A 22,979-nucleotide genomic window follows, 5' to 3' on the forward strand; every position below is an offset into this window, starting at 1 on the left:
TCGCGCCTCGGCACCATCCTCCCCGCATGCACGGCCAGACGACGGGAATGCCATGACGAACGAAAAAATGGCTCGCGGAGCCGACAGGCCCGCCCTCATCGTCGGCGTCCTGCTGCTCGCACTGGCGGGCATCGTCTATTACGACGCCTCGCAGCAGACGATCACCTCGAATTACGGCCTCGGACCGACGGCCATGCCCATGGTCGCCTGCATCGGACTGGTCCTGCTCGGACTGGCACATCTCTTCGTCGCCGTCCGCGAAGGGCTGCCGAAGCCGGAAAGCGCCGATCGAGGCGCGCTGCTCTGGATCGTCGGCGGTCTCATCGGCCTGATCGCCTGCATCGCCGTTGGCGCCGGCTTCGTCATCGCGATCACCATCCTCTTCGCCTGCACGGCGCGAGGCTTCGGCCGGCGCGCACTGGCAGTCGACGTAGCGATCGGCTTCGCGCTCGGCCTCGTGATCTTCCTCGTCTTCGCCAAACTCCTGACCCTGCTCTTGCCGGTCGGGCCTCTCGAACGCCTGTTTCTTTGAGGACCGCCGGCCATGGAAACCGCTCTCTCGCTCCTCAACGGCTTCAGCGTCGCGCTCGAGCCGTCAAAGCTGCTGTTCTGCCTGATCGGCGTCTTCCTCGGCACGGCCGTGGGCGTGCTGCCCGGCATCGGCCCGGCGCTGACGGTCGCGCTGCTGCTGCCCGTGACCTTCAAGCTGGATCCGGCCGGCTCGCTCATCATGTTCGCCGGCATCTACTATGGCGGCATGTATGGCGGCTCGACCACCGCCATCCTGCTCAATGCGCCCGGTGAAAGCGCCTCGCTGGCCACCGCGCTCGAAGGCTCGAAGATGGCCAAGGCCGGCCGCGGCGGCCCGGCGCTGGCGACGGCCGCGATCGGCTCCTTCGTCGCCGGGCTGATCGCCACGATCGGCCTGGCCTTCCTCGCGCCCTGGCTCGTCGAGGTCGCGATCAAGTTCGGCCCATGGGACTATTTCGCCCTGATGATCGTCGCCTTCGTCACGGTCTCGGCGACCTTCGGGGACTCGCCCCTGCGCGGGCTGACGAGCCTGTTCCTCGGCATCACGCTCGGCCTGATCGGCATCGACAAGCTGACCGGCCAGGCGCGACTGACCTTCGGCGTGCCGGAACTCCTGAACGGCGTCGAGGTGACGACGCTGGCGGTCGGCCTCTTCGCCGTGGGCGAAGCGCTCTACGTCGCCTCCAAGCGCCATCGCGACCCGGAAGAGATCATTCCGATCAAGGGCTCGCTGTGGATGAGCAAGCAGGACTGGAAGCGCTCCTGGGCGCCCTGGCTGCGCGGCACCGCCTATGGCTTCCCGATCGGCGCCCTGCCCGCCGGCGGCGCCGAGGTGCCGACCTTCCTGAGCTATTCGACCGAGAAGAAGCTCTGCAAATATCCGGAGGAGTTCGGCAAGGGCGCGATCGAGGGCGTCGCGGGGCCGGAAGCCGCCAACAACGCCTCGGCCGCCGGCACGCTCGTGCCGCTGCTGACGCTCGGCCTGCCGACCTCTGCGACGGCGGCGATCATGCTGGCCGGATTCCAGCAATACGGGCTGAACCCTGGCCCGCTCCTGTTCGCCGAGAAGCCGGACCTGGTCTGGGGCCTGATCGCCTCGCTGTTCATCGCCAACGTCATGCTGGTGATCCTGAACCTGCCGCTGATCGGGCTATGGGTGAAGCTGCTCGCCGTGCCGCAGCCCTGGCTCTATGCGGGCATCCTGGTGTTCGCGACCATGGGCACGCTCGCCGTCAACGCCTCGCCGGTCGAACTCGGCATGCTCTTCCTGTTCGGCTATCTCGGCTATCTGATGCGGCGCTACGACTATCCGGTCGCGCCGATGGTGGTCGGCCTCATCCTCGGGCCGATGGCCGAGGCACAGCTGCGCCGTGCGCTCCAGATCAGCCTGGGCGACCCGATGATCCTGCTGGAGAATCCAGGCTCGGCGACGCTGCTCGGCCTTGCCTTTATCGCATTGGTCGCGCCTTTCGTGATGAAAGGGCTGAACAAGTTCAAGGCGAGCGAGGACTGAAGCGCTCATCAGGCGCGCTTCTTTATCTTGCACAGAAACACGCCGTCATCCCGGCCGAAGCGCCGGGATCCATCGTAGGGCTCCAGCGCTCTACGATGGATCCCGGATCTCCGCTTCGCTGCGTCCGGGGATGACGGGCTTGTGACCTTACCGCCCGACCACGCCGAGCCGGATCAGGCTCTCCCCCGTCGCGGCCAATGCGTCAGCGGCGGGCCGTGGCTCCCAACCCAGCATGGCGCGGGCCTTGGTGCTCGACGCGGTCTTGCTCCGTCCGAGTTCCGGCGTCGCCGCCTGCCGTGCGGCAGCGCTGAAGCGTGCGACGAAGCGGACCAGCCAGTCGGGCAGAACGCGCGTCGAGACCTTGCCGGCTGCAGAGCCGAGCCGATCGCGCAGCGCCTGCGCGATCTCCTGCATGGTCAGGAAGTCGCCGGCCGTGGCCAGGAAACGTTCCCCGGCAGCGGCGGGGTCCGTCATCGCCCGCAGATGCAGATCGGCGACGTCGCGGACATCGACGACACCGAACATCAGGCGTGGCAAAGCCGGCAGCCTGCCTTCGAGCATGCTCTTCACCAGCAGGGTCGAGGCAGACAGCTCAGGCCCGAGCAGCGGGCCGAAGATGCCGACGGGATTGACCACGGCAAGTTCGAGCCCGTTCCCTTCGCCCAGCTTTCGGCCCTCGCCATCGACGAATTCCCAGGCCGCGCGCTCGGCGAGCGTCTTGGATTTCGGATAGGCGGCAAGGCCCGGCGCGGACACGTCGGTCCAGTCGCTCTCGGAATAGGGGCGCGTCAGCACCTTGCCATAGCCGATCGCGGCGAAGGAGGAGGTCAGCACGACGCGCTCGACGCCAGCGGCGTGGGCCGCCCGCAGCACCCGGAGCGTGCCATCGCGGGCCGGTCCGATCAGTTCGTCCTCATGCTTCGGCGCGGCCGCCGGCAGCGGCGACGCAACATGCAGCACATAGCGACAGCCGGCCACGGCGCGCGGCCAGCCGTCATCGGCCATCAGGTCAGCCGTCACCACCTCGAGGCGCACGCCCGGATCGATGCCTGCGGCCGCAAGCGCGGCGCGCAGACCGGCCTCGCGCTGCGGCGAGCGCAGCGTCGTGCGGACCATGTGCCCTGCCGCCAGCAAGGCGAGGATGCAATGACCGGCCAGGAAGCCGGAGCCGCCGGTGACGAGGACAGGGGCGGCACTCATGCAGGAGATCCGTTGGTTCAAGCGGGGCGCAGATGCGCCCTCGTCTATCGCCTTTCGCCAGTTGATGGGAGTGCTGCGCCGAAGGCGGTAAACAATTGCGGCGCAACTGTGTTCGTACCATGCTGCCCTTCAGTCAGTGGCCGGAGCCTCGACAAGCCATGAGCGACATCCCCCTCTCCTCAGCACCAGCATCCCAAGCAACAGCCGAACCCAGCCTCCACCGGGTCATGGGCCCGTGGCTGCTGCTGCTCTTCATCGTCGGCGACATCCTCGGCACCGGCATCTACGCGCTGACCGGGCAGGTCGCCAAACAGGTCGGCGGCGTGGTCTGGCTGCCTTTCCTCGTCGCCTTCGTCGTCGCGCTGGTGACCGCGTTCAGCTATCTCGAACTGGTCACGAAGTATCCGAAGGCGGCCGGCGCCGCGCTCTACACCCACAAGGCCTTCGGCATCCATTTCATCACCTTCATCGTCGCCTTCGCGGTGATGTGCTCAGGCATCACCTCGGCCTCGACAGCGTCGCGCGCCTTCGCCGCCAACATGTCGAACGCCTTCAATCTCGGCCTCGCCGGCACTTTCGGCATCACCGCGATCGGGCTCGGCTTCATGGCGCTGGTCGCGGCGGTGAACCTGCGCGGGGTCGGCGAAAGCGTGAAGGCGAATGTCGTGCTGACCTGCGTCGAGCTGACCGGCCTTTTGATCATCATCACGATCGGCATGATCGCGATCATGGGCGGCCAGGGCGACGTCTCGCGCGTGCTGGAATTCAAGACGGCGGGCGATGGCGGCGCGTTCTGGCCGGTGATCGCCGCGACGACGCTCGCCTTCTTCGCGATGGTCGGCTTCGAGGATTCGGTCAACATGGCCGAGGAGTGCAAGGACCCGAGCCACATCTTCCCGAAGGTGCTGCTCGCGGGGCTCGTCATCACCGGCACGATCTATGTGCTGGTCTCGATCTCGGCGATCACGCTGGTGCCACCCGAGCAACTCGGCGAGGGCGAGACGCCGCTGCTCAAGGTAGTGCAGGCCGGCGCGCCCAACTTCCCGATCTGGATCTTCGGCTTCATCACCATGTTCGCGGTCGCCAACAGCGCGCTGATCAACATGCTGATGGCGAGCCGGCTGGTCTACGGCATGAGCCGCGAGCATGTGCTGCCGCCGGTCCTCGGCAAGGTGCACCAGACCCGGCGCACGCCCTATGTCGCGATCGGCTTCACGACCTTGCTCGCCTTCGCACTGATCACCTTCGTCGGCGAGGTTCCGGCGCTCGGCGGCACGACGGCGCTGCTGCTGCTCTGCGTCTTCACCGTCGTCAACATTGCCGTGCTGGTGCTGCGCAAGGACAGGGTCGAGCACGACCATTTCCGCACGCCGACGCTGCTGCCGATCCTGGGGGCTCTGGCCTGCGCGTTCTTCGCGGGCCCATGGACCGGCCGCGACCTTGTCCAATACAAGATCGCGGGCGTCCTCATCGGCATCGGCGTGCTACTTTGGATCGTGACCGTGATGGTCAACCGTGCCACGGGCATGCGGCCGAGCGCGCCCGACCCCGACGATTTCGGGCGCATCGGCCCGACGAACTGAGAGCGGCAGGCCAAACGAAAAAGCCGCCGGCCCATGGCCGGCGGCCTTCTGACAGGATAGCCGATGGCGGCTCCTTCAGATCACAGCTGATGGCCGCGCTTGCGCATTTCCTCGCTGAAGCGGTCGAACAGGAAGTTGCTGGTCTGCAGGCTCCAGGGCTGCATCAGCGCGAAGATTTCGTCGATCGCGCGCGGGCGGGCCGCGTTGTAACGCTGCCCGACCGGCGACTTGAAGAAGGCCGCGACGTCGCGCAGATCGGCCTCGCTCATGCGCTTGGCGAAGATATAGGCGGCGGAGGCGATGATCTCCTGGCGCTTCTTCTCGGCCTCGGGCCGCAGCAGCAGGATGACCTCCTCCATGTCCTTGCGAACCTCGGGACGCGTCGTGGCGACCGTCTGGGTGACGCGCTCGCGGAACTCGAGATAGATCGCCTCGAAGGACTCGGCGAGCCCCGACAGGACGACGACATCGCGGCCCGCCTCGAGCCAGCTCTGCGGTACGTCGACCTGCGCCGGCTGCGCGGCGGTCTGCGCCTGCACGGGCATGGCGAACACAAGCGCCAGGCTGACGGCCGCGCCGGCCAAATGGTGACGGATCATGGTGAGCCCCTTCCTCATGCGCCGGATCGCGCAATCGCATCTGGATGACGGCCCGCGCCACGCATGGCCCGCCAGCCGCTGGATCATTTCGTAGCGCCCGGCCGGGCGCCGCCTCAAGGCAACCCCGATGCCGAACGGCGCATCAAGCGGTCTCCATAGAGCATCGTCGCGCAAAGTGGAAACTGGAATTCGGGCGTGCCGATGTCGCATGCACAAGCGCCCCGAAACCGGCAATAGGCTGAGCAAAAGCGGTCAGTCGAGCGTTCCGAGCACCGTCAATCCCGTGCCGCTGGCGAGAATCGCGGCGCTGGCGAGGCCGAGGAACAGGCCGTGCTCGACCACACCGGGAATCAGGGCGAGCGCGGCCGCCAGCGCCTCCGGGCGTGCAATGGCGCCGAGATGCGCGTCGAGAATGTAGTGCCCGCCATCGGTGAGGACCACGCTGCCATCGGGCTTGCGGCGCAGGACGAGGTCGCCGGTCGCGCCGACGGAGGCGATCGCGGCGACGACGGCACGGCGGGTCACCTCCAGGCCGAAGGGCACAACCTCGATCGGCAGCGGGAAGCAGCCGAGGCGTTCCACGAGCTTGCTGTCGTCGGCGATGACAACCATCCGCGCCGAGGCGGAGGCGACGATCTTCTCGCGCAGCAGGGCCGCGCCGCCGCCCTTGATCAGGCGAAGCTCGCGATCGACCTCGTCGGCGCCGTCGACGGTGAGATCAAGCTCCGGCGTCTCGTCGAGCGTCGACATCGGGATGGCGAGCGACCGCGCCTGCGCCTCCGTCACTTCCGAAGTGGAGACGCAGATCACATCGAGGCCGTCGGCGACGCGCTGGCCAAGCAGGTCGACGAAATGCTTCGCCGTCGAGCCCGTACCGAGGCCGAGCCGCATCCCCGGGCGCACGAGTTCGAGCGCACGCGCGGCTGCAAGCTTCTTGAGATCGTCGGGGCTCATTCCATCATTCTCCGGAGCACGTCATCGCGAGCACCCGCAATGACGGCCCGGGGCCGCCGGTTCAAGCCCCGAGACCGCCCATCAGCATGTATTTGATCTCGACGAACTCATCCATGCCGTGGAGCGAGCCCTCGCGGCCGAGCCCCGATTCCTTGACGCCGCCGAAGGGGGCGACCTCGGTGCCGAGCATGGCGGAGTTGATGCCGACCATGCCGTATTCGAGTTCCTCGGCGACGCGGAAGGCGCGACCGAGATCCTTCGAGTAGAAATAGGCCGCCAGCCCGAAGGGCGTGTCGTTGGCGAGCGCGACGACCTCCTCCTCGGTCTTAAAGGTGTAGACCGGGGCGACGGGGCCGAAGGTCTCCTCGTTCGTCACCAGCATCTTGGTGGTGACGCCGGATAGGACCGTCGGCTCGTAGAAAGTGCGACCCAGCGCGTGGCGATGCCCGCCGACGACCACCTTCGCGCCGTTGGCGATGGCGTCGGCGACATGCCGCTCGACCTTCTCGACCGCGCGCTCGTTGATCAGCGGGCCCTGCACGACGCCGACCTCGACGCCGTTGCCGACCTTGAGCTTAGCGACCTCGCCGGCGAACTTGGCGACGAATTCGTCATGGATCCCCTCCTGAACGAAGAGGCGATTGGTGCAGACGCAGGTCTGACCCATGTTGCGGAACTTGGCGGCGATGGCGCCCTGGACGGCGGCATCGACATCGGCGTCGTCGAAGACGATGAAGGGCGCGTTGCCGCCGAGCTCGAGGCCGACCTTTTTCACGGTCGAGGCCGCCTGCTGCATCAGGAGCTTGCCGACCGGGGTCGAGCCGGTGAAGCCGATGAAGCGTACCGCCGGGTGCGAGGTCATGACCTTGCCGATCGCGACCGCATCGCCCGTGACGATGTTCAACACGCCCTTGGGGAAGCCGGCGCGGATCGCGAGTTCGATCAGGGCGAAGGCGGTCAGCGGGGTGTCCGGCGCGGGCTTGACCACGAAGGTGCAGCCGGCGGCGAGGCCCGGCGAGCATTTGCGGGTGATCATCGCGGCCGGGAAGTTCCAGGGCGTGATCGCGGCGCAGACGCCGACGGGCTGCTTCTGGACGATGATGCGCGAATTCGGGAAGGGCGAGGGAATCGTCTCGCCATAGATGCGCTTGGCTTCCTCCGCGTAGAACTCGACGAAGGAGGCGGCGTAGGCGACCTCGCCGCGCGACTCGACCAGCGGCTTGCCCTGCTCGGCCGTCATGATCTGCGCCAGATCCTCCTGGTTCGCCATGATGAGATCGAACCATTTGCGCAGGATCGTCGAACGCTCCTTGGCGGACTTCTTCGCCCAAGGCTTGAAGGCGCGCGAGGCCGCCTCGACGGCGGCCGTCGTCTCGTCAGCGCCGAAGCGCGGCACCTTGGTCAGCACCTCGCCGGTGGCGGGATTGTCGACGACATCAACGCCCTCGCCGATCCAGGCGCCGTCGACATAGCACTGCGACTTCAGGAGGGACGGATCGTTCAGCTTCAGCATGGCAGCCTCGATGACGCGAAAGGAAGATTTCGCGCCTGATCTAGCATGCCGGGGCCGCGGCTGACGACAGGCCGGAGGCGCATAACAGCAATAGGTCCTGCGCTTTTCGGCCCTGCCGACGGCGGAATATTTCGACGTGCTATTTCGCCTGGGCCGTGCAGACGGTCTTGTCGTCGAAGACGTAGCAGATGCTCATCTCGCCGGTGCGGATATTGACCCGGAAGATGCCGCCCTCGCGCTCATGGCGAGACGGCATCAGCGTGTAGTCGCTCGGCGCCTGCGGACCTGCCCCCTCGCCGGCAGGGAAGCAGACGGTGACGCCGACGCCACCCTCCTTGAGCTGGAACTGGCAGGCCGCGACTTCGCCAGTCGCCTTGTCGATGCGGTAGACCCGGTTCAGGTCGGTCTGCGGCGCCGGCGCGAACTCGAAGGGCGCAGCCAGCGCGACCTCGCTGAGCGCCAGCCAACCGCCGGCCGCCATGGCAGCCAATCGTCCGAGGGATTTCGACACCGCACCATTCCTTCCGCGAATCGAGCGGAGGATAGCATCATTGGCTGGGCGGACGATCTCCTGTGCTCCGCCTGCGAAGCCTCGTTGCCGAGCCTGCTTGCCAAGCCCCGCCGAAGCGCCTTTAAGCGGGCAGCCGCCTTAGTTGGAGAGCCATACCGATGAGCCTGCCCCCCATCGTCGTCTTCGATCTCGACGGCACGCTCGCCGAAACGGCTCCCGATATCATGCGCACGCTGAACGTCATCCTTGAGCGCGAGGGCCTGCCGGCGCTGCCGCTGGAGCGGGCCCGCGAGTTGGTCGGTGCCGGCGCGCGCGCCCTGATCGAGCGCGGCTTCAAGGTTTCGGGGCGGCCGCTCAATGAGGCGACGCTGGAGCGGCTGTTCGAGGATTTCCTGCTGATCTATGCCGAGGACGTCGCGTCCAACAGCCATCTCTTCGACGGCGTGCTCGATGCGCTCGATACGCTTGCCGCCGATGGCTACGCGCTCGCGGTCTGCACCAACAAGCCGATCCTGCATACGCGGCTGATCCTCGACCATTTCAAGATCGCGCAGCGCTTCGCTGCCGTCGCCGGCCGCGACAGCTTCCCGTTCCACAAGCCCGATCCGCGCCACCTGACCCTGACGATCGAGGCGGCCGGGGCCGATCCGGCGCGGGCCGTGATGATCGGCGATTCGCGCACGGACATCGCGACCGCGCGCGCCGCCGGCATCCCGACGATCTGCGTGCCCTTCGGCTATACCGACGTGCCGATCGAGACACTGGAGCCGGATGTGATCATCCAGCATTTCGACTCGCTGCCCGAGGCCGTGCGCGCGGTGTTCGGCCAGCGCGACAAGGAAGTCCGCAGCAAGGTCGCGGCTCATTCTTGACGCCAACGCGCGCGCCGACTAGGAGAGGCGCCGGTGCGGGCGACTAGCTCAGCGGTAGAGCACTCCCTTCACACGGGAGTGGTCACAGGTTCGATCCCTGTGTCGCCCACCACCGCATTCCCAGGTCATTGCCGCCAATATTCCACCGCTGCGAAGTGCCGCCGGGTTTGGCCGAGAACTGTGCCGGTTCTGCCCCTTCTACGAGATGCACGAGGCGCATCTGTGTGAAGAATGCTGGGACGAAGCCGATTCGGATCTCGCTCCATGCTCAAGTCAAATACGCTGCTGATAGTCGGGGCGGGAGCCAGCAAAGAGGCGGACCTGCCGCTAGGCCTCGAACTTATGCCAAAGGTTCTTGCGGCTACGAAGATCGAAAGGCGCGACATCGGACCGGCCAAAGGCGACCGAGAACTGATGCAAGCGTTGGGGGCACATGAACGTGCGTTGCACCGGTCTCTAAACGACACGGTCGACAAATATGTACGCGCTCATGGGCGAATGCAGGAAGGCCTCAAGCTATCCTATTCGATCGATAACTTTCTCGACGCACATCAAAGTGACGAAGCCGTCGTCACGCTTGGGAAGCTGGGCATCGTCAGAGCGATTCTGAACTCCGAAGGGCGCTCAAAATTACGGGTCGACGATCAAGATTACGTCGACGTCTCTAAGGTCGGAGACACTTGGTATGGCGACCTATTTAAGATGATGAACGAAGGCGTATCCAAAGAAAATACCGATCATTTTTTCTCAAAAATTGAGATAATTTGTTTCAATTACGATCGATGCATAGAGCATTTTTTCACTAGAGCCCTAATGAGCTATTATTCCATGAATTTTGCGACTGCGGGAGAGATCGTATCCTCGCTGCATATACACCATCCCTATGGAAAAGTTGGCTTTCTGCCATGGCAATCGCCGAACCAATCGACTCAATTTGGCGATCCAACCGTCAGCGGATTCGAGTTGGTACGCCTAGCGTCGCAAATAAAGACGTTCACTGAGCGCCACGAAGATGACGACTTACTGGCGCGCATGAGGCACGCCGTGCAGCGAGCAGAAACCATCGTCTTCCTCGGCTTCGCGTTTCATCCTCAGAATATGGAGTTGATCGCGCCTGCCGGACTCGGGCGCGCAAAAAGGGTATTCGCGTCAGCCTGCGGTATGTCGAAATCTGACATCGATTCCACGCGCGAGGGCATTGCCCAATGGCTCCAACGCCCCGATCGCAGCTTTATCGAGATCGGGGATCTCACTTGCTCTAGGCTGTTCGCCGAATATCGACGGAGCATCCCTCGCGCGTGAACCTTGCACTCGCCGGCCGCTCCGCCATCTTTCAGAAATGAGCGACCCGTTCGATCTTGAGCGCTTCGTGTCGGCGCAGGCCGCCGCCTTCGACGACGCGCTGGCCGAGCTTCGCGCCGGGCGCAAGCGCGGCCACTGGATGTGGTTCGTCTTCCCGCAACTGCGCGGATTGGGCATTTCGCCGACCTCGCAGCACTTCGGACTATCGGGCCTGGGCGAGGCTCGCGCCTATCTGGCGCATCCGCTGCTCGGGGAGCGGCTGCAGCGTTGCACGCAGGCCGTGCTGGCGGTCGAGGGCCGCAGCCTGCGCGAAATCTTCGGCTCGCCGGACGACATGAAGTTCGCATCCAGCATGACGCTGTTCGCGCTCGCCGCACACGAAAGGCCCAGCCTGTTCGATCAGGCGATCGAGCGCTGCTGCGGCGGGCAGCGGGACGCCCGCACGATCGCGCTCCTTCAGGGCTGATGCTGCGCTCAGCCGCGCTCGTCAGCGCGGCGCATCTCCCATTGGCGGTTCAGCCTGAGCGCGAGCAGCGTCACCACCGCGCCGGAAAGCAGATAGGCGCCGGCCGAGATCAGGCCAAAGCGGGTTGAGAGCACGAGCGCCGCCAGCGGCGCGAAGCCTGCGCCGAAGAGCCAGGCGAGGTCCGAGGTCAGGGCCGAGCCGGTATAGCGGTAGACCGGCGAGAAGGCGGAGGCGACCGAGCCGGAGGACTGCCCGAAGGACAGGCCGAGCAGGATGAAGCCGCCGATCATGAAGACGATCTCGCCAAGGAAGCCGCCATCGAGAAGCTGCGGCGCGAAGCCGCTGAACACGGCGATCGCCATCGCGCAGCCGCCGAGAAGCGCGCGCCGGCCGATCCGGTCCGCGATCACGCCGGAGGCGACGATCGCCATGGCGCCGAAGACCGCACCGACCGCTTCGATGACGAGGAAGCGGGCCGGCCCCTCCTGCGTGAACAGATAGACCCAGGAGAGCGGGAACACCGTGACCATGTGGAACATGGCGAAGCTCGCCAGCGGCGCGAAGGCGCCGATCACGACATGCTGCCCTTCGGCCCGCAGCGTGTCGATGATTTTGGCCGGCTGCAGATCGCGGCTCTCGAACAGCCTCTGGTAGTCCGGCGTCACGACCATGCGCAGCCGGGCGAACAGCGCCACCACATTGATCGCGAAAGCGACGAAGAAGGGATAGCGCCAGCCCCAGTCGTAGAAATCCTCGGCCGAGAGATTGCCGACGAAGAAGGCGAAGAGCCCGCTCGCCACGATCAGACCGAAGGGCGCGCCGAGCTGCGGAATCATCGCATACCAGCCACGATGGCGCTGCGGCGCATTCATCGCCAGCAGCGAGGCGAGGCCGTCCCAGGTGCCGCCGAGCGCGATGCCCTGCCCGATGCGCGCCAGCGCCAGCAGCCAGACCGAGGCGATGCCGATCCGCTCATAACCGGGCAGGAAGCCGATCGAGCAGGTCGAGATGCCCAACAGGAAGAGGGCGAGCGTCAGCTTGGCGCTCTTGCCGATCTTGCGGTCGATGGCGGTGAAGATGACCGTGCCGAAGGGGCGCGCGATGAAGGCGAGTGCGAAGATCGCGAAGGAATAGAGCGTGCCGGTCAGCGGATCGGCGAATGAGAAGACCAGTTTCGGGAAGACGATGACCGAGGCGATCGCATAGACGAAGAAATCGAAGAACTCGGAAGTGCGGCCGATGATGACGCCGATCGCCATCTCGCCGGGGTTCACCGCGCCATGACTCTCGCTCAGATGGCTGGAATCGCGTTCGTCCGTCAGCGGGACTTGCGTCGCGGGCATCTGAGCCATGATCTCTAACCGTTGCGCGTGGATCCAGGGAGGGCGGCACCGTAGCGTTTTGCCGCGGAGCGGCTGCTAGTGCATTATCCGACGGAAAGGCGGCATTGGGCAAATTGTCCAATGTCCCCTTTGCTGCAGTGCAGCTAGCGGTCTCGCCGAACATAGCCTTGCGAAAGGTGCATGCTTTGAGCCGTCTGCGTCTCGCCCTCGTCATTCCCCTGCTCGTCGCCCTCGGCGGCTGCAACCTCGTCGTCATGGCGCCGGCGGGCGATGTCGCGGCGCAGCAGCGCGATCTCGTGGTGATCTCCACGGTGCTGATGCTGCTGATCATCGTGCCGGTGATGGCGCTGACCGTGTTCTTCGCCTGGCGCTACCGCGCCTCGAACAAGGACGCGACCTACAAGCCCGACTGGGACCATTCGACCGGGCTCGAACTGGTGATCTGGGCGGCGCCGCTGCTGATCATCATCGCGCTCGGCGCGCTCACCTGGATGGGCACGCATCTGCTCGACCCCTATCGCAAGCTCGACCGGATCGCGGCGGGGCGGCCGGTGCCGGAGACGGCCAAACCGCTCGAGGTCGAGGTCGTGGCGCTCGACTGGAAATGGCTGTTCATCTACCCGGAACAGGGCATTGCGACGGTCAACGAGCTCGCCGCGCCGGTCGACCGGCCGATCCATTTCCGCATCACCTCGTCCTCGGTGATGAACTCCTTCTACATCCCGGCGCTCGCCGGCCAGATCTATGCGATGCCGGCGATGCAGACGCGGCTGCATGCGGTCATCAACCATCCCGGCCGCTATCAGGGCTTCTCGGCCAATTACAGCGGCGCCGGCTTCTCCGGCATGCGCTTCGCCTTCTTCGGCCTGTCCGAGGGCGATTTCGCGGGCTGGATCGCCAAGGCGAAGGAGGCAGGCGGCACGCTCGACCGCGCCGCCTATCTCGAACTCGAACGCCCAAGCGAGAACGTTCCGGTCAAGCGCTTCGCCGCGACGGAACCCAAGCTCTTCGACGCGATCCGCAATCTCTGCGTCCAGCCCGGCAAGATGTGCATGAGCGAGATGATGGCGCTCGACGCCAAGGGCGGGCTCGGCCTCGCCGGCATCCACACCACCCTGCCCCTCGCCTATGACAAATACACCCGCCGCGGCGGCGAAGCCCCCTTCGGCGCGCAGCCGAGCTACATCGCCTCGATCTGCACGATCGAGGAAGCCAAGGCGTTGATGGCGCTGGTGCCGGCCGACACGACGCCACGCGACCTCGCCCCGATGCGCGGGCTCGGCCTGCCCCTCCCCGCCCTCACGCCACGCCGGCCGCAGACCTTCTCCGAGCTGCTGAGCCAGGCCCGGCCGTCCAATTCCTGAAGCGAGTTTCCCCGTGACCAGCGCTTCCACACCCCATTCCATGGTCTTCGGCCGGCTGACGCTGGAGTCCTTCCCGGTCCATGAGCCGATCGTGCTCGCGACCTTCGTCGTCGTCGCGCTCGGCGGCATCGCCGTCGTCGGCGCCATCACCTATTTCAAGCTCTGGGGCTATCTCTGGCGCGAGTGGTTCACCTCGGTCGACCACAAGAAGATCGGCATCATGTACATGGTGCTCGGCCTGATCATGCTGCTGCGCGGCTTCGCCGACGCGGTGATGATGCGGCTGCAGCAGGCGATGGCCTTCGACGGCTCCGAGGGCTACCTCAACGCCCATCACTACGACCAGATCTTCACCGCGCATGGCGTGATCATGATCTTCTTCGTCGCCATGCCGCTGGTGACGGGGCTGATGAACTATGTCGTGCCGCTGCAGATCGGCGCGCGCGACGTCTCCTTCCCCTTCCTGAACAATTTCAGCTTCTGGATGACCACGGCCGGCGCCGTGCTGGTGATGATGTCGCTCTTCATCGGCGAGTTCGCGCGCACCGGCTGGCTCGCCTATCCGCCGCTTTCGGGCATCGCCTACAGCCCCGATGTCGGCGTCGACTATTATATCTGGGCGCTGCAGGTGGCGGGCGTCGGCACGACGCTGTCAGGCATCAACCTGGTCTGCACGATCGTGAAGATGCGCTGCCCCGGCATGACCCTGATGAAGATGCCGGTCTTCACCTGGACCTCGCTGTGCACCAACGTCCTGATCGTCGCGACCTTCCCGGTGCTGACGGCCGTGCTCGCGCTGCTCTCGCTCGACCGCTATGTCGGGACGAACTTCTTCACGAACGACTTCGGCGGCAACCCGATGATGTACGTGAACCTGATCTGGATCTGGGGCCATCCGGAGGTCTACATCCTGATCCTGCCGGCCTTCGGCATCTTCTCGGAGGTGACCTCGACCTTCTCGGGCAAGCGCCTCTTCGGCTACACCTCGATGGTCTATGCGACGGTCGTCATCACGATCCTGTCCTACCTCGTCTGGCTGCACCACTTCTTCACGATGGGCTCGGGCGCGAGCGTGAATTCCTTCTTCGGGATCACGACGATGATCATCTCGATCCCGACCGGCGCGAAGATCTTCAACTGGCTGTTCACGATGTATCGCGGGCGCATCCGCTTCGAGGCGCCGATGATGTGGACCGTCGCCTTCATGCTGACCTTCGTCATCGGCGGCATGACCGGCGTGCTGCTCGCCGTGCCCCCGGCCGATTTCGTGCTGCACAACAGCCTGTTCCTGATCGCGCATTTCCACAACGTCATCATCGGCGGCGTGCTCTACGGGCTGTTCGCGGGCATGATCTACTGGTTCCCGAAGGCCTTCGGCTTCCGGCTTCATCCGCTGCTCGGGAAATTCTCTTTCTGGTTCTGGGCGATCGGCTTCTGGTTCGCCTTCATGCCGCTCTATGTGCTCGGCCTGATGGGCGTGACGCGGCGGATGCGCGTCTTCGACGACCCGTCCCTGCAGATCTGGTTCGTCATCGCCGGCTTCGGCGCCTTCCTGATCCTGCTCGGCATCGTCGCCTTCCTGCTGCAGATCGCCTACAGCATCTGGAAGCGCGACGAGCTTCGCGACGTCTCCGGCGACCCCTGGGACGGGCGCACGCTGGAATGGGCGACGTCCTCGCCGCCGCCGGCCTACAACTTCGCCTTCACGCCAGTCGTGCATGACAACGACGCCTGGACCGACATGAAGCGGCGCGGCTATGTGCGCCCGCTCGACGGCTTCAAGCCGATCCACATGCCGAAGAACACGGCGACCGGCATCGTGCTCGCGGGCATCTCGACGGCGCTCGGCTTCGCGTTGATTTGGCACATCTGGTGGCTGGCGGCGCTCTCCTTCGCCGCGATCATCGTCACGGCGATCACTCACAGCTTCAACTACCACCGCGACTTCCACATCCCGGCCGAGGAGGTCGTCCGAGCCGAGGACGAGCGCACCCGCCTGCTCGCCGGATCGAGGGCCTGAGCGTCATGGCGAGTTCGATGGCCAATTCCATTCCTGCCGCGCAGAGCGGCGAAGCGCCGGTCTTCTATCTGCGCGACGAGCATCCACATCCGGAGGGGCACAGCACGCCGCTGGGCTTCTGGATCTACCTGATGAGCGATTGCCTCATCTTCGCGATCCTGTTCGCGATCTTCGGCGTGCTCGGCGCGAACTATGCCGCCGGTCCGGGGCCGAAGGACCTGTTCGACCTGCCGCTCGTCGCGCTCAACACGGCGATGCTGCTGTTCTCCTCGATCACCTATGGCTTCGCCATGCTGACGATGGTGCAGGGTCGTGTCGCCGCGACGCAGATCTGGCTCGCGGTGACCGCGATGTTCGGCATCGCCTTCCTGAGCATCGAGCTCTACGAGTTCCACCACCTGATCCATATGGGCGCGACGCCGCAGCGGAGCGCCTTCCTCTCCGCCTTCTTCACGCTGGTGGGCACGCACGGGCTGCACGTCACCTTCGGCACGATCTGGCTGTTCACACTGATGGTGCAGGTCGCGAAGCACGGGCTGATCACCGCCAATCGCCGGCGGCTGATGTGCCTCTCGATGTTCTGGCACTTCCTCGACGTCATCTGGATCGGCGTCTTCACCTTCGTCTATTTGATGGGGATGCTGCGATGAGCGCCGAGACCCACACGGACCACGATGCCGGCCATGACCACGGTCATGACGAGCATGCCCACGGCTCCTTCAAGAGCTACATGATCGGCTTCGTGCTCTCGGTCATCCTGACCGCGATCCCGTTCTGGCTGGTGATGTCAGGCGCCCTCGGCAGCAACCAGTTGACCGCCTTCGCGATCATGGGGTTCGCCGTCGCCCAGATCATCGTCCACATGATCTATTTCCTGCACATGAACGGGAAATCGGAAGGCGGCTGGACGATGCTGGCGCTGGTCTTCACCATCATCCTCGTGGTGATCGCGCTCGCCGGCTCGCTGTGGGTGATGTACCATCTCAACACCAACATGATGCCGGTTCACGACATGAGACAGATGCCGTGAAAGAGGCTGCCGCGGCGCGCGCGCCGCGGTCCCTGCCCGCCCTCGCCATCGGCACGCTGATCGCGCTTCTCGGCGTCGCCGGGCTAGCCGCGCTCGGTGTCTGGCAGATCCAGCGCCTCGGCTGGAAGCAGGCGCTGATCGAACGGGTGGAAACGCGTATCCGGGCGACGCCGGTCCCCGCGCCCGGCCCGGAACGCTGGCCAGAGATTGCGCAGGACGAGTATCTGCGCGTGACGCTCTCTGGCCGTTTCCTGAATGACCGCGAAACCCTGGTGCAGGCCGTCACCGAGCGGGGCAGCGGCTTCTGGGTGCTCACGCCGCTGGTGACGGATGCGGGCTTCACCATCCTTGTCAATCGCGGTTTCGTTCCCCCCGACCGGCGCGACCCGGTCAGCCGGGCTTCGGGCCAGCCGTTGGACACGGTCGCCATCACCGGCCTGCTGCGCCTGAGCGAACCCGGCGGCGGCTTCCTGCGCACGAACGCGCCGGCCGAGGGACGCTGGCATTCGCGCGATGTCGCGGCGATCGCAAGGGCGCGCGGGCTGGAGAGCGCCGCCCCCTATTTCATCGATGCCGACGCCGCGCCCAATCCCGGCGGCTATCCGGTCGGCGGGCTGACCGTGCTGCGCTTCTCCGACAACCATCTGGTCTACGCGCTGACCTGGTTCGCATTGGCGCTGATGCTCGCGGGCGCCCTGTTCTTCGTGCTACGCGGCGAGTACAGGCTGCGAAACGGCACGGAGCAAGAGCATTAGCGTCCGCGACACCACCAACCGCACGAACCTGCTGCTGCTGGTCCAGCTTCGCTGGCTTGCGGTCGGCGGCCAGGTCCTGACCATCCTGATCGTGCAATGGGGCCTCGGCATCGCCCTGCCCCTGCGCGAGATGGCGTTGGTGATCGCGCTCCTGGTGCTGCTCAATCTCGTGAGCCTCGTCCGGCTTCGTCGCCGCGCCGCCGAGGTCAGCAATGCCGAGCTGTTCGCTGCGTTGCTGTTCGACGTCGCAGCGCTGACCACGCAGCTTTATCTCAGCGGCGGCGCGACGAACCCGTTCATCTCGCTCTACCTGCTCCAGATCGGGCTGGCGGCCGTGCTGCTCGAACGCTGGTCGACCTGGGTGCTGGTCGCAATCGCCAGCCTCTGCTTCATCGGGCTGATGGGCGTCCATCGCCCGCTCGCATTGCCGGTCTCCCTCGATGACGGCGTGCCGCGGCTGCATATCCAGGGCGTCTTCATCTGTTTCCTGATCGCGGCCGGGCTGCTCGTCGTCTTCATCCAGCGGATCAGCCGCAACCTGCGCATCCGGGACGAGCACCTCGCCGATCTGCGCCAGCGCGCCGTCGAGGAGGACCATATCGTGCGCATGGGCCTGCTCGCCTCGGGCGCGGCGCATGAACTCGGCACGCCGCTCTCGACCCTCTCGGTGATACTCAACGACTGGCGGCGCATGCCGGTGTTCAAGGCGCAGCCAGATCTGATCCAGGACATCGGCGAGATGCAGGGCCAGCTCGATCGCTGCAAGCGGATCGTTTCCGGCATCCTGATGTCCTCAGGCGAGACGCGCGGCGAGAATCCCGGCCGCACGACGGTGCGTCGCTTCGTCGATGAACTGGTGGCGGAATGGCAGTCGCATCAGGCGCCGGTCCGGCTGGACTATGTCAACGTCTTCAAGCCCGATGCGGCGATCGTCTCGGACCCGGCTCTGAAGCAGGTGATCTGCAACATCTTCGACAATGCGCTGGAGGCCTCGCCCGACCATGTCGGCGTCAGGGTCGAGCGGCGCGAGGACGATCTGGTGATCATCGTCACGGATGAGGGAACGGGCTTTCCCCGCGAGATCCTCGCCACGCTCGGCAAGCCCTATCGCTCGACCAAGGGGCGGCCGGGCGGCGGCCTCGGGCTCTTCCTCGTCAGCAACGTGATGCGCAAGCTCGGCGGTACGTTGTCGGCGCAGAACCGCGACGGCGGCGGCGCCTGCGTCACCGTGACCCTGCCGCTCGCCTCGCTCTCGCCGACCCCGGCGATCTGGGAGGGCAGCCATGGCGGATGAGAAGACGCTGCTGATCGTCGAGGACGACCCGGCCTTCGCGCCGGTGCTGCGCCGCTCCTTCGAGCGCCGCGGCTACAGCGTGCTCGACTGCGACGGCGTCGACAGCCTGCGAACCCTGATCGAGACCGTGACGCCCCGCTACGCCGTGGTCGACCTTAAGGTGGTCGGCGGCTCGGGGCTCGAATGCGTCAAGCTGCTGCATGCCCGCGACCCCCGCATGAAGATCGTCGTGCTGACCGGCTTCGCCAGCATCGCCACCGCCGTCGAGGCGATCAAGTTGGGGGCCTGCCACTATCTCGCCAAGCCCGCCAATACCGACGACATCGAGGCCGCCTTCGACAAGGTCGAGGGCGATGCCGAGGTTCCCCTCACGCAGCGCCAGACCTCACTGAAGACTCTCGAATGGGAGCGGATCCACGAAACCCTGGTCGAGACCGACTTCAACATCTCGGAAACCGCCCGCCGCCTCGGCATGCATCGCCGGACGCTGGCGCGGAAGCTGGAGAAGCGGCGCCTGACCTGAGACCCGGTCGGGGCCCTTGCCTCGCCATCGCCCTCACACCATGGCGTGTGTCCGGGAAGTCACTTTCCCCAACAACGAAATGCTTCGCGGGGTGCAACAGGTAGCCGGCTGGCCCCGATCTTGCTCCTATTGACGCGCTGGGGGGTGAATCGGAACGCCGGAAGGACGGTGATGGACGCATTCACCATGGTCATTCTCGCCTGCATCGCGGGCGAGCCGAAATGCACGAGCGCGCGCGTCGCCGACGTGCGCTTCACGACGATCGAGGCCTGCGAAGCGCGCATCGACGGCATCACTGATACGATGACCCAGGAGTTCGGCAAGAAGCCGGAGTTCAAGGGCCGCGCCGTGACCTATGATGTCAGCTGCATGAGCCGCAAGGAGATGCTGCAGAATTTCGGGATCGCCGATTCCGACGCCTGATCGCAGCCTGGTGAGCAGGCGGACGGCTGCGGATCGACGCCTTCCTTCCAAGGTGTCGAATCTGCGCCCGAACCGTCATGTTGCAGGCGCGCAACGGGGCCTGTCAAAGCCCTCGTGCTCGCACCGATGTGATGGCGATCAGATTGCGCCCTCGGCCTGATTCTGACAGGAAATTGAGGAGTTGTTGACCTTTTCTGGCCAACTTCTTGCCCCATATTCCTTTCGCTGCCTGCCCGAGGTCCCGATGAACCGCTTTTTCCGCATGGCCGCACTCTCCGGCCTTGGTCTGCTCGCCCTGGCGTCCACCGCCAAGGCGGAGATCGATCCGCTGACCCGCCAGCCGCTGTTCACCTCCGAGGACCCGTCCAAGGCCCAGGCGACCGCGATCCCGCGCGAGATCGTGTCCTACAGCAGCCGCTACAATCCCGGCACGATCGTCATTAACACGACCGAGCGCCGCCTGTATCTGATCATGCCGGACGGCAAGGCGATGCGCTACGGCGTCGGCGTCGGCCGCCCGGGCTTCGACTGGGCCGGTGCGCAGACGATCACCCGCAAGCAGGAATGGCCGACCTGGACGCCGCCCGCCCAGATGCTGAAGCGCCGCCCCGACCTGCCGCGCTTCATGCCCGGCGGTCCGGAGAACCCGATGGGCGCGCGCGCGATGTATCTCGGCTCGACCCTCTACCGCATCCACGGCTCGAATGAGCCGGAGACCATCGGCCAGGCCGTCTCCTCCGGCTGCATCCGCATGCTCAACGAGGACGTCATGGACCTCTATGAGCGCGTCAAGGTTGGCACTCGAGTCGTCGTCGCCCGCTGAGCGGAGTGACCGTACCATTCAGATCAGGGTCGCCCCTCGGGGCGGCCCGTTTTTGTTGGTTGCGTATGCCGCGGCTGGCATAGCGGCCCCGCTCTCGCACTGGCATTCTCGAAGCTGGATTCAGCAACTGACGAGAATGAACGTGGATGATGTCGTCAATGCCTTCGTGGCCGGACCGCGGGTTCGTATCTGCGGGCAAGCGGGCGGGCCGCTCTCCGGACTGAGCTTCGCGGCCAAGGACCTGTTCGATGTCGCTGGCGTGCCGACCAGGGGCGGCAATCACGACTGGGCGACGTTCAACCCCGTGCCGGAGCGCCATGCCTGGGCGGTCCAGACCCTGCTCGATGCCGGGGCGGATCTGGTGGGCAAGACCATAACCGACGAGGTCTCGCTCGGCATCCTCGGCGAGAATGCCTTCGACGGCACGCCGCTCAATACCGCCGCGCCCGATCGCGTGCCGGGCGGCTCGTCGTCGGGGTCCGCGGCGGCTGTCGCGGCCGACCTCTGCGACACGGCGCTGGGCACCGATACGGGCGGCTCGGTGCGCGTTCCCTCCAGCTTCTGCGGCCTCTACGGCATCCGCCCGACCCATGGCCGGATCGACGTCACCGGGATGCTGCCGCAGGCGCCCTCCTCCGACACGACCGGCTGGTTCGCGCGCGATGCGGATACCTTCGCCAGGGTCTCGACGGTGATGCTGGGCGAGGCGCCCGGCCCGCTGCCGACAAAGCTGATCGTGGCCGTCGATGCCTTCGGCTTCGCCGACCCGGACGTCGCCGCGGCGCTTGCGCCAATGGTCGAGCGGCTCGGCAAGATCATCGGCGAGGTGCGCGAGGAGTTGATGGCGCCGCAAGGTCTCTCCGTCTGGGCGAAGGCGCAGCGCACGCTGCAGCCGGTCGAGGCCTGGGAGACGTTCAGGCCCTGGGTCGAGAGCGCCAATCCGCGCATGGCCTTCACCGTAGCGGCCGGGCTTCTCAACGGCGCGCGGATGCCGGAAGCGGATCGTGCCTGGGCCGCGCTGATGCGACAGGAGGCCAGGGCAAGGCTGCATTATCTGCTGCCGCCCGGCACGATCCTGTGCCTGCCGACCACGCCTTTCCCTGCCCCGAAGCGCGGCCTCTCAACGCCGGTCCAGCAGTTCTTCAAGGACCGGATCAGTTGCCTGTGCTCGCAGGGCGGGCTGACCGGCTCGCCGCAGGTGAGCCTGCCCGGTGCGACGGTGGATGGTGCGCCGGTCGGGCTTTCGATCATCGGCGGGCGCGGCACGGACGCCGCGCTCGTCGCCGTCGCCCAAGCCATGGAGAAAGCCGCGTGACCGACCTGACGCCCAACCTGCCCGATGTGGTCGCCGAGGTTTCGGCGCTGTTCGAGCGTTACGAACAGGCGCTGATCGACAAGAATGTCGATGTGCTCGACGCGACCTTCTGGAACAGCCCGCACACGATCCGCTACGCGCTGCACGAGAACGGCTACGGCTTCGCCGAAATCCATGGCCACCGCGTCGCCCGCCCGCCCGGACCCGGGATCAAAGAGAAGCGGATCCGGCTGGAGATCCTGACGCTCGGGCGCGACATCGCGACCGTCAACCTGGAGTTCAAGGTGCGTGGCCGCGACCTGATCGGCCGGCAGAGCCAGAGCTGGGTGCGCTTTCCCGAGCTCGGCTGGAAGGTGATCTCGGCGCATGTCTCGACCATGGACGGCGTGCGGCTCTATTGAACGTCGTCATTGCGAGCGTCAGCGAAGCAATCCAGGGAAGCGTCGAGCGCTACGGCTCCTGGATTGCTTCGTCGCTCTCGCTTCTCGCGATGGCGGGACTGTCGCGCGCATCCTCGCCTGAAACGGCGCTGACCACCTCACCGCCGACGTAGCGGCTCCCGCGAGAGCCCCTGCGCGGCAAGCGCTTCGAGATAGGCCTGCATCTTGGCCTCGCCCGTTTCGCCGAGCTCGCGCAGATAGTCCCAGCCATAGATGCCGGTGTCGTGCATGTCGTCGAAGGTGAGCTTCACGGCATAGTGACCGACGGGTTCGACGGTGAGGATCTCGACCTCGGCCTTGCCGGGTATGGTCTTCTTCTGCGTCGGGCCGTGGCCCTGCACCTCGGCCGAGGGGCTCTCGACACGCAGCAATTCGGCCGCGAGCGCATAATTCGCGCCGTCGTCGAAGGCAATGTGAAGCGTCCGGCGGTCCTTCGAGAGGCGGATTTCGGTCGGCCAGGATGACATCGGATCGGGTTCTCGGTGACGGGGCGCGACACTGGCTGCGCTTGACCTTGGCCGCAGCAATGCCAATGTCTCGGCACCATAGCAATGCCGCCTTCCCGCACAGCGCGGAAGAAGGCAGGCGCCAGTGACCGGACAGTT

At 65.9% G+C, this 22,979-nt stretch carries 24 protein-coding genes and 1 tRNA gene; 18 read left to right on the forward strand and 7 right to left on the reverse strand.

The genetic code is table 11. From position 1 onward, the window contains the following. The first annotated feature begins 52 nt into the window (after positions 1 to 52). Together AC1RMY_RS18855 and AC1RMY_RS18860 are read left to right on the forward strand one after the other, a co-directional pair. Positions 53 to 532 carry a tripartite tricarboxylate transporter TctB family protein gene (locus AC1RMY_RS18855; protein ID WP_492867087.1) on the forward strand — a complete coding sequence of 160 codons (480 nt, stop codon included), beginning with the start codon at positions 53 to 55 and terminating at the stop codon, positions 530 to 532. 12 nt (positions 533 to 544) lie between these two features. Beyond that, positions 545 to 2,044, forward strand: a complete 1,500-nt coding sequence (locus AC1RMY_RS18860) for a tripartite tricarboxylate transporter permease (RefSeq protein ID WP_492867089.1) — start codon at positions 545 to 547, stop codon at positions 2,042 to 2,044. Positions 2,045 to 2,191: 147 nt separating this feature from the next. Here AC1RMY_RS18860 and AC1RMY_RS18865 read toward each other — a convergent pair whose 3' ends face one another. Then, positions 2,192 to 3,244 carry an SDR family oxidoreductase gene (locus AC1RMY_RS18865; RefSeq protein ID WP_492867091.1) on the reverse strand — a complete coding sequence of 351 codons (1,053 nt, stop codon included), beginning with the start codon at positions 3,242 to 3,244 and terminating at the stop codon, positions 2,192 to 2,194. Between the two features lie 158 nt (positions 3,245 to 3,402). Here AC1RMY_RS18865 and AC1RMY_RS18870 point away from each other — a divergent pair, with 158 nt between their 5' ends. After that, the gene (locus tag AC1RMY_RS18870; protein ID WP_492867093.1) at positions 3,403 to 4,827 is read left to right on the forward strand and encodes an APC family permease; all 1,425 of its coding nucleotides are present in this window, start codon (positions 3,403 to 3,405) and stop codon (positions 4,825 to 4,827) included. Between the two features lie 80 nt (positions 4,828 to 4,907). On the opposite strand, the gene AC1RMY_RS18875 is transcribed toward AC1RMY_RS18870, so the two are convergent. The 4 genes from AC1RMY_RS18875 to AC1RMY_RS18890 form a co-directional block, all read right to left on the reverse strand. After that, the gene (locus tag AC1RMY_RS18875) at positions 4,908 to 5,426 is read right to left on the reverse strand and encodes a DUF2059 domain-containing protein (protein WP_492867094.1); all 519 of its coding nucleotides are present in this window, start codon (positions 5,424 to 5,426) and stop codon (positions 4,908 to 4,910) included. Positions 5,427 to 5,678: 252 nt separating this feature from the next. Further along, a complete protein-coding gene (gene rpiA / locus AC1RMY_RS18880; RefSeq protein ID WP_492867096.1) occupies positions 5,679 to 6,380 on the reverse strand; it encodes a ribose-5-phosphate isomerase RpiA in 702 nt (233 codons plus the stop codon). 61 nt (positions 6,381 to 6,441) lie between these two features. After that, positions 6,442 to 7,893, reverse strand: coding sequence for an NAD-dependent succinate-semialdehyde dehydrogenase (locus AC1RMY_RS18885; RefSeq protein ID WP_492867098.1), 1,452 nt, complete (start codon positions 7,891 to 7,893; stop codon positions 6,442 to 6,444). 139 nt (positions 7,894 to 8,032) lie between these two features. Then, a complete protein-coding gene (locus AC1RMY_RS18890) occupies positions 8,033 to 8,374 on the reverse strand; it encodes a hypothetical protein (protein WP_492867204.1) in 342 nt (113 codons plus the stop codon). Positions 8,375 to 8,562: 188 nt separating this feature from the next. Here AC1RMY_RS18890 and gph point away from each other — a divergent pair, with 188 nt between their 5' ends. From gph to AC1RMY_RS18910, 4 genes are all read left to right on the forward strand, one after another. Further along, positions 8,563 to 9,276, forward strand: a complete 714-nt coding sequence (gene gph, locus AC1RMY_RS18895; RefSeq protein ID WP_492867099.1) for a phosphoglycolate phosphatase — start codon at positions 8,563 to 8,565, stop codon at positions 9,274 to 9,276. Positions 9,277 to 9,313: 37 nt separating this feature from the next. Further along, positions 9,314 to 9,388 (forward strand) — tRNA-Val (locus AC1RMY_RS18900). A gap of 152 nt (positions 9,389 to 9,540) precedes the next feature. Continuing rightward, a complete protein-coding gene (locus tag AC1RMY_RS18905) occupies positions 9,541 to 10,578 on the forward strand; it encodes a hypothetical protein (protein ID WP_492867101.1) in 1,038 nt (345 codons plus the stop codon). Between the two features lie 37 nt (positions 10,579 to 10,615). Continuing rightward, positions 10,616 to 11,044: a DUF1810 domain-containing protein gene (locus AC1RMY_RS18910; protein WP_492867102.1), complete on the forward strand. Its 429-nt coding sequence runs from the start codon at positions 10,616 to 10,618 to the stop codon at positions 11,042 to 11,044. Positions 11,045 to 11,052: 8 nt separating this feature from the next. Here the strand turns inward: AC1RMY_RS18910 and AC1RMY_RS18915 are convergent, their stop codons facing one another. Then, positions 11,053 to 12,387 carry an MFS transporter gene (locus AC1RMY_RS18915; RefSeq protein ID WP_492867206.1) on the reverse strand — a complete coding sequence of 445 codons (1,335 nt, stop codon included), beginning with the start codon at positions 12,385 to 12,387 and terminating at the stop codon, positions 11,053 to 11,055. 185 nt (positions 12,388 to 12,572) lie between these two features. Between AC1RMY_RS18915 and cyoA the strand changes: the two genes are divergently transcribed. The 11 genes from cyoA (at position 12,573) to hpxZ (ending at position 22,335) form a co-directional block, all read left to right on the forward strand. Then, on the forward strand, positions 12,573 to 13,751 hold the full coding sequence (gene cyoA / locus AC1RMY_RS18920) for a ubiquinol oxidase subunit II (RefSeq protein ID WP_492867104.1): 1,179 nt from the start codon (positions 12,573 to 12,575) through the stop codon (positions 13,749 to 13,751). A gap of 40 nt (positions 13,752 to 13,791) precedes the next feature. Then, positions 13,792 to 15,771 carry a cytochrome o ubiquinol oxidase subunit I gene (cyoB, locus tag AC1RMY_RS18925; RefSeq protein ID WP_492867208.1) on the forward strand — a complete coding sequence of 660 codons (1,980 nt, stop codon included), beginning with the start codon at positions 13,792 to 13,794 and terminating at the stop codon, positions 15,769 to 15,771. A gap of 17 nt (positions 15,772 to 15,788) precedes the next feature. Next, positions 15,789 to 16,421 (forward strand): cytochrome o ubiquinol oxidase subunit III, encoded by a 633-nt coding sequence (gene cyoC, locus AC1RMY_RS18930; RefSeq protein ID WP_492867106.1) that lies wholly within the window; start codon positions 15,789 to 15,791, stop codon positions 16,419 to 16,421. Then, complete coding sequence (gene cyoD / locus AC1RMY_RS18935) at positions 16,418 to 16,801, forward strand: cytochrome o ubiquinol oxidase subunit IV (RefSeq protein ID WP_492867108.1); 384 nt, start codon at positions 16,418 to 16,420, stop codon at positions 16,799 to 16,801. The genes cyoC and cyoD overlap by 4 nt, the downstream gene beginning before the upstream one ends. Further along, positions 16,798 to 17,556, forward strand: coding sequence for an SURF1 family protein (locus AC1RMY_RS18940; RefSeq protein ID WP_492867109.1), 759 nt, complete (start codon positions 16,798 to 16,800; stop codon positions 17,554 to 17,556). Before cyoD ends, AC1RMY_RS18940 begins: the two co-directional genes overlap by 4 nt. Positions 17,557 to 17,647: 91 nt before the next feature. Then, positions 17,648 to 18,850: an ATP-binding protein gene (locus AC1RMY_RS18945; RefSeq protein ID WP_492867111.1), complete on the forward strand. Its 1,203-nt coding sequence runs from the start codon at positions 17,648 to 17,650 to the stop codon at positions 18,848 to 18,850. Next, complete coding sequence (locus AC1RMY_RS18950) at positions 18,840 to 19,373, forward strand: response regulator transcription factor (RefSeq protein WP_492867113.1); 534 nt, start codon at positions 18,840 to 18,842, stop codon at positions 19,371 to 19,373. Before AC1RMY_RS18945 ends, AC1RMY_RS18950 begins: the two co-directional genes overlap by 11 nt. Before the next feature lie 171 nt (positions 19,374 to 19,544). Next, positions 19,545 to 19,796 (forward strand): hypothetical protein, encoded by a 252-nt coding sequence (locus AC1RMY_RS18955; protein WP_492867115.1) that lies wholly within the window; start codon positions 19,545 to 19,547, stop codon positions 19,794 to 19,796. A 244-nt stretch (positions 19,797 to 20,040) separates the two neighbouring features. Then, positions 20,041 to 20,619: a L,D-transpeptidase gene (locus AC1RMY_RS18960; RefSeq protein ID WP_492867117.1), complete on the forward strand. Its 579-nt coding sequence runs from the start codon at positions 20,041 to 20,043 to the stop codon at positions 20,617 to 20,619. A 142-nt stretch (positions 20,620 to 20,761) separates the two neighbouring features. Continuing rightward, positions 20,762 to 21,934: an amidase gene (locus tag AC1RMY_RS18965; RefSeq protein ID WP_492867118.1), complete on the forward strand. Its 1,173-nt coding sequence runs from the start codon at positions 20,762 to 20,764 to the stop codon at positions 21,932 to 21,934. Beyond that, entirely contained in the window at positions 21,931 to 22,335 is a 405-nt protein-coding gene (gene hpxZ, locus AC1RMY_RS18970) for an oxalurate catabolism protein HpxZ (RefSeq protein ID WP_492867119.1), read from the forward strand. The genes AC1RMY_RS18965 and hpxZ overlap by 4 nt, the downstream gene beginning before the upstream one ends. 137 nt (positions 22,336 to 22,472) lie before the next feature. Here hpxZ and AC1RMY_RS18975 read toward each other — a convergent pair whose 3' ends face one another. After that, positions 22,473 to 22,841 (reverse strand): gamma-butyrobetaine hydroxylase family protein, encoded by a 369-nt coding sequence (locus AC1RMY_RS18975; protein WP_492867121.1) that lies wholly within the window; start codon positions 22,839 to 22,841, stop codon positions 22,473 to 22,475. Positions 22,842 to 22,979 lie beyond the last annotated feature (138 nt).

This window comes from Allobosea sp. GW822-FHT03F07 (assembly GCF_058801345.1).